This window comes from Nitratifractor sp., assembly GCF_015487065.1.
In the GTDB taxonomy this organism is placed as follows: Bacteria; Campylobacterota; Campylobacteria; order Campylobacterales; family Sulfurovaceae; genus Nitratifractor.
Map to the genome: position 1 here is coordinate 1 of NZ_WFQN01000114.1, position 5693 is coordinate 5693.

Sequence of the window (5693 nt, forward strand, 5' to 3'; positions counted from 1 at the left end):
ACCCGGGCTTTCGAAGAGTACCTGGCAAAGTAAAAACATAAAGTAGAGTGCTTCAAAGACCAATAAAAGTATATTTTTATAGTAAAATGGATCAGCATAGTATAAAATGATACAAAAATAGTTTTTGAGGTACAGATGGCCAAAGGCAAACAGATCAAAGCTCTTCCCACTCCCGATCTCACTCAGCCGCTGTCGCTCAAGCTCATCGGCGATGCCATAAGAGCCCGGCGTACCCAACAGAAATTGGACAGGAAAACGGCGGCTATGCTTTGCGATGTCTCTGTCGTAACGCTGGGGAAGATAGAAAACGCCTCCGCCGGTGTTCGTATGGAATCGGTACTCAAAGTAATGGCGGCACTCGGTCTCAAAATGCAGATTGATCCCTGGGAAGATTCGGATGCATAGCCTCGACGTCTATTTGAACAGACAGTTCGTCGCGACACTTACGATCGATGGGAAAGAAGATCGTTATTCTTTTGCCTATGAGAACGCGTGGATCGAAGAGGGGTACCCCATATCTCCCCATCTCCCTTTCCATACCGAGATATCCTCCGCAAGTATCAAACGGTTTTTACAGAACCTTCTCCCTGAAGGAAAAGGCTTGGAGGACCTGACCGCATTTACCCACCTCTCCAAATACAATATCTATGGAATTTTGCAGGCGATAGGGTTCGAAACATCAGGCGCCTTGCATTTTGGGAATACCCGGGACGATGAGGTTGATAATTTTCGCCCCATAACGGAAGAGGAACTGACCCGGCGTATCGACGAGATTGAAAAAAGAAGCATCATTATCTGGGACAAGAAACCGAGGCTGAGTCTGGCGGGAGTGCAGGAAAAACTGCCGGTACTTCTCAAAGACGGAGTCTTGGGGTTGGCTGACGGCAGTCTGAGCTCGACACATATTCTGAAGTTTCAAACCCGGAGAAATCCGCACATCGTCATCAACGAATATTTTTGTATGGTTTTGGCGCGAGCCGTGGGTCTGGATGTCGCTTCGGTGACTTTGCGTAAATACGGTGTGCATCCTGTCCTGATGGTCGAACGCTTCGATCGAATCGCGCATAACGACGGCTTCGTGGAGCGGTTGCATATCATCGACGGGTGTCAAATCCTGGATCTTCCTCCCTCCTACAAATACGAAAGAAACTTCGGCTCCGGGCGGGACGTGGCGGAGATACGGGAAGGTGCGAGTTTCGCCAAACTCTTCGCCGCTGCTCAACAGTGCGAAGTCCCAGCGACTGCAAAGCTTCGACTGCTCGACTGGGTGGTGTTCAATCTCATCATCGGCAATGTCGATGCCCACGGTAAAAACATTTCGTTTTTCATTAGAAAAAGCGGTATCACTGTAGCTCCCTACTATGATTTATTGAGCATTCTTATGCACGAGGGGATCGACCACGAGCTGGCGATGGCTTACGGCGATGAGTTCGATGCAAACCGGATACTCGGTTATCCGCTCAGGGAATTTGCAGCACAAACGGGGTTGAAGCCGAAATTGGTCTCTACACGCATCCAATGGCTATGTGGCAAAGTGCAGGAGGCTCTGGCTTCGCCCATCATAGACCTGACACTGCTGAATGAGGAGGAGCGGAGATTTACAGAGAAGCTGAAACGGCTGATCATTTCCCGGATCGAACAGCTTTCCGAATCGGCCGACGAGATGATGAAGGTGAGCTATTAGCTCCGCTTCCGCCGAAAATTTGATACCCAAGGACCCCCTATGCTGAACCGATTCGTCTCCCGTAAGAACCGCTATGTGCAGAACGAGAACATCGCCTTTTTGATCCTGCCGCTGGTGTTGTTGCCGCTGCTTCCCCAGGTCTGGGCGCTGGCCCATTACAAAGAGTGGTTTCTGGGCCATAGGGACGTGATTATGTTCCTCGATATCCTCTACATCGTTCTGGCGCGCCTGCTGCTGCTGGATACGGCGATCTACATCTTCAGCCACTCCAAGCGGCATTTTCATATCGCACTGTTACACGTGGTCTTTCTCTATCTGGAGGTGACGGTGATCACGATTTTTTTCTACGCGTCGATTTATTGGTTTTTCGATCCTTTTCACCTCTTTCACCTCAACTCCCAGTTTCCTCCCGAGAATCTGGCAATGATCCAATCCCACGATTTCATCCTCTCGATGTACATCTCCGCCGTGACCTTCACGACCCTGGGATCGGGGGATTGGATCCCCCAGACCCTGCCGGCGATGGTGGCCGTCATCAGCGAAGTGGTCCTGGGGGTGGTCCAGGGCGGAGTCTTTGTCGCGATCCTGCTTTACGCCCACCAAAACAAAGAGATCGAGTAGTGTTTACCTACTGTTAAGTCAATAGTGTTATACTTCCTTTTGAAATTCAAAGAATGAAAAAGGAGAGACAATGCAACGACGTGATTTCCTCAAAAGTGCGGCATTGGCCGCGGGTGCGGTGGCTGCGATGCCCGGATTTGCCACGGCGGGACGGATCGAACCCGGCAAAGGGGAGAAAGCTCCCGAAGGGCCGGTGACGCTGTACTTCGAGTGCCGCCTGATGGGTCCGCACAAGGACAACTTCCTCGACGAGATGGATAAACTGGCCAAAGAGATGAAAAAGAAGCGGGGCTTCCTCTCGATGTCCCTGAAGAATATGGTCGGCGACTCCACGATGGTCAAAAACTACCCCAGTAATCTCAAAGGGGTCCTAAAGACCGCCTACCTCGACGCGGCCAAGCAGAACACGATGCCGCTCTTTTACTCCCTCTTCCTGCGCTTCGAGAATTACCGTGATCTCAGGAAGTCCAAAGCGAGCGAAGCCTTCGCCAAAGTGATGAAGCGATACGGCCCCCTCAGCAAGAATTACCACGAAGGAGTCTATGTCACCGTCGCGGCGGGGGACCGCAAGCGGATCTATACCAGCCGCAAAGAGGTCGCCGAGTTCCTCAGAAGCCAGAAGGATGCGCCCCAGGAGGATCTGCTCACCGTCAACAACCACGTAGGCATCTTCACGAAGGATAAAAAGACTTTCAACAAAGAGAGCACCGCGCTGCTGAAGATCGCCCAGGATACCTTCCGCCCTGCCAAAGGAGACTACGACTACAATCCCCGCTTCCCCGAGGGAATGCCCGGCTCCTACCAGAACCGCCATTACCGCAAAGCGGTCACCACGGAGATCCTGCAGTCGGCCTTCAGCGAAGGGGGCAAGACCCACTACCTTTTCCACGGTACCTGGCAGACGGTCTGGGATCACGAAAACTCCCACCTCGATATCCGTTTCCGTGAAGCGGTGATGACCCTCTTCCCCTACATCGTCGAGGGGCCGGTGGAGCCTTTTTACAAAACGGTCATCCTCGAAAACGCCTGATCGGTTCGGGGCAGACCCCGGATTGAAATTTTCCTATCAAGGAGCCAAGAATGCGTAGCGCACTCTATGCGGGGGATCTGGATACCCGCAGTACCAACATTCTGATGCGTTCGGTCTACGAGTGGATGACCATCGGCCTGTTGGTCTCGGGGCTTTCGGCCTTTATGGTGACCCACTCCCCGATGTTGATGCATCTGATTTTCGGCAATCCCTATATGATCTGGGTCCTGCTCCTGATCGAGCTGGGGCTGGTCGTCGCCATCTCGGCGGGGATGAACAAGATGCAGGTCTCAACGGCCCGGGTGCTCTTCATTCTCTTTTCCGTCGTGGATGGGATGACCCTGGCGGCGATCCTGCTGGTCTTCACCGAAGCCTCCATCGTCACCGCCTTTTTCGTTGCGGCGGCGACCTTCGGAGTGATGAGCCTCTACGGTTATTTCACCGACAAGGACCTGAGCTCCTGGGGGCATCTGCTCTTTGCGGCGCTGATCGGGATCATCATCGCCATCGTCGTCAACTTCTTCCTGGGCAGCCCGATGCTCGAGTGGTGGATCAGCGTCATCGGCGTCATCGTCTTCGTGGGCCTCACCGTCTACGACACCCAGAAGATCAAGGAGATGGGTGAAGCCCTCGCCGGCGACGATCCCCAGGCCCTCAACCGGGTGGCCATCGTGGGCGCGTTGGCGCTCTACCTGGATCTGATCAACCTCTTTTTGATGTTTCTCGAATTTTTCGGCCAGAGCCGAAACCGTTAAGGAGTCCAAATGGCGGAACACCACCATCACCACGACGTGAGCGGGAAGAATCTGCTGATCACCATCCTGCTCAACGTCCTCATCACCGTCTCGCAGATCGTCGGAGGCTTCCTCTCGGGGTCCCTGGCGCTGCTGAGCGACGCGATGCACAATTTCAGCGACGTGCTGGCCCTGCTCATCGCCTGGGGAGCCAACCGTTTGGCGGCCAAACCCGGCACCCAGTCACGGACCTTCGGCTACAAACGGGCCGAGATCCTCGCCGCGCTCTTCAACGCCTCGGTGCTGATCGCCGTGGCGGTCTTTCTGATCGTCGAAGCGGTACGAAAATTTCTCCATCCCGAGCCCATCGCCTCGACCTGGGTGATCGGACTGGGGCTGCTGAGTATCCTCCTCAACGCCCTCAGCGTGCTACTGGTTAAAGAGGACGCCAAAGAGAGTATGAACGTCCGGGCCGCCTATTTGCACCTGCTCACCGACGTGATGACCTCCGTGGCGGTGGTGATCGGCGGGGTGCTGATGTACTATTGGCACCTTTTCTGGGTTGATCCGCTGGTTTCGATCCTCATCGCTCTCTATCTGATCTGGGCCTCCTTCGACCTGGTGCGTGAGAGCGGAGCGATCCTGATGCAGTTCACCCCCCGGGGGATCGACGTGGAGGCGGTGGCCGAAGCGATCGAGAAAGAGCCCGAGATCGCCAACGCCCATCACCTGCACCTCTGGCAGCTGGACGACAAACGGATCTTTCTGGAGGCCCATCTGGATTTCCGCCAGGATCTGCCCCTCTCCCAAGCCACTGAAGTGATCGACCGGCTCGAGCACAAGCTCCACGATGATTTCGGCATCGAGCACAGTACCTTCCAGTGTGAATACGGCCGCAACGACAACAAAGAAAGGATCGTCCAATGAACGAAAAAAGCTTCGACGCCTACCTACGCAGTTTCGACTACGACGAGCGCAAAGCGATGAAAATCCAATTGCCTGAGATGTTCGAGCTCTATGCCGCGGGCAAAGCCCAGGTAATCGACATCCGATTCAAAGAGGAGTACGAGGCATGGCACATCGGCTTCGGCCAGCACATCCCCCTCAACGAACTTCCCGACCGCCTTGACGAATTGGATCGGGATATGACCATCGTCACGATGTGCCCCCACTACGACCGGGCCGAGATCGCCCGACTCTATCTGACCCTCAAAGGGTTCCATGCCCGCTACCTCACCGACGGGATGCTCGGCATCGTCGACTACCTGCGGGGAGACCGGGCGAAGAACTATATGGAGAAAATCCGATAAGGAGTTGTCATTTGCTTCGCGGTCATTTGAGGTCATTTTGCACGCTATGCATGCAGTCATTGAGGGAAAGAATATTGGCAATCCCCTCAAATGACAATAAATGACCACAAATGACCATAAATGACTTCAAAATAAACCAAGGAGAACAACATGAACACCTTTCCACTGAACATCGTCCCCAGCGAAATGAAAAACATGCGTATCGAGATCGAAGAGTTCATCGAACTCTACAACAAAGGTGAAGCGGAACTCATCGACATCCGCGTGCCTTTCGAGACCAAAGTCTGGCAGGTCAACTTCGGCCTGCAGATTCC

The 5693-nt window shown here is 54.0% G+C and carries 7 protein-coding genes; all 7 read left to right on the top strand.

Annotation, left to right across the window (positions count from 1 at the left end; translation table 11 throughout):
• Nucleotides 1-135 precede the first annotated feature (135 nt).
• The 7 genes from F8I07_RS06030 (at nucleotide 136) to F8I07_RS06060 (ending at nucleotide 5379) form a co-directional block, all read left to right on the top strand.
• On the top strand, nucleotides 136-405 hold the full coding sequence (locus tag F8I07_RS06030; protein ID WP_292657050.1) for a helix-turn-helix domain-containing protein: 270 nt from the start codon (nucleotides 136-138) through the stop codon (nucleotides 403-405).
• On the top strand, nucleotides 398-1684 hold the full coding sequence (locus F8I07_RS06035; protein WP_292657052.1) for a HipA domain-containing protein: 1287 nt from the start codon (nucleotides 398-400) through the stop codon (nucleotides 1682-1684). The genes F8I07_RS06030 and F8I07_RS06035 overlap by 8 nt, the downstream gene beginning before the upstream one ends.
• Before the next feature lie 39 nt (nucleotides 1685-1723).
• Nucleotides 1724-2305 carry an ion channel gene (locus F8I07_RS06040; protein ID WP_292657055.1) on the top strand — a complete coding sequence of 194 codons (582 nt, stop codon included), beginning with the start codon at nucleotides 1724-1726 and terminating at the stop codon, nucleotides 2303-2305.
• 70 nt (nucleotides 2306-2375) lie between these two features.
• Nucleotides 2376-3335: a hypothetical protein gene (locus F8I07_RS06045; RefSeq protein ID WP_292657057.1), complete on the top strand. Its 960-nt coding sequence runs from the start codon at nucleotides 2376-2378 to the stop codon at nucleotides 3333-3335.
• A gap of 50 nt (nucleotides 3336-3385) precedes the next feature.
• Nucleotides 3386-4090 (top strand): Bax inhibitor-1/YccA family protein, encoded by a 705-nt coding sequence (locus tag F8I07_RS06050; protein WP_292657060.1) that lies wholly within the window; start codon nucleotides 3386-3388, stop codon nucleotides 4088-4090.
• Between the two features lie 9 nt (nucleotides 4091-4099).
• Entirely contained in the window at nucleotides 4100-4996 is an 897-nt protein-coding gene (locus tag F8I07_RS06055; protein WP_292657063.1) for a cation diffusion facilitator family transporter, read from the top strand.
• Nucleotides 4993-5379: a rhodanese-like domain-containing protein gene (locus tag F8I07_RS06060; protein ID WP_292657066.1), complete on the top strand. Its 387-nt coding sequence runs from the start codon at nucleotides 4993-4995 to the stop codon at nucleotides 5377-5379. Before F8I07_RS06055 ends, F8I07_RS06060 begins: the two co-directional genes overlap by 4 nt.
• The last annotated feature ends 314 nt before the right edge of the window (nucleotides 5380-5693 follow it).

What these genes read in the sequence shown, in the direction of transcription:
- F8I07_RS06030 (WP_292657050.1), top strand. Translation starts at nt 136, where the DNA reads ATGGCCAAAGGCAAACAGATCAAAGCTCTTCCCACTCCCGATCTCACT.
- F8I07_RS06035 (WP_292657052.1), top strand. Translation starts at nt 398, where the DNA reads ATGCATAGCCTCGACGTCTATTTGAACAGACAGTTCGTCGCGACACTT.
- F8I07_RS06040 (WP_292657055.1), top strand. Translation starts at nt 1,724, where the DNA reads ATGCTGAACCGATTCGTCTCCCGTAAGAACCGCTATGTGCAGAACGAG.
- F8I07_RS06045 (WP_292657057.1), top strand. Translation starts at nt 2,376, where the DNA reads ATGCAACGACGTGATTTCCTCAAAAGTGCGGCATTGGCCGCGGGTGCG.
- F8I07_RS06050 (WP_292657060.1), top strand. Translation starts at nt 3,386, where the DNA reads ATGCGTAGCGCACTCTATGCGGGGGATCTGGATACCCGCAGTACCAAC.
- F8I07_RS06055 (WP_292657063.1), top strand. Translation starts at nt 4,100, where the DNA reads ATGGCGGAACACCACCATCACCACGACGTGAGCGGGAAGAATCTGCTG.
- F8I07_RS06060 (WP_292657066.1), top strand. Translation starts at nt 4,993, where the DNA reads ATGAACGAAAAAAGCTTCGACGCCTACCTACGCAGTTTCGACTACGAC.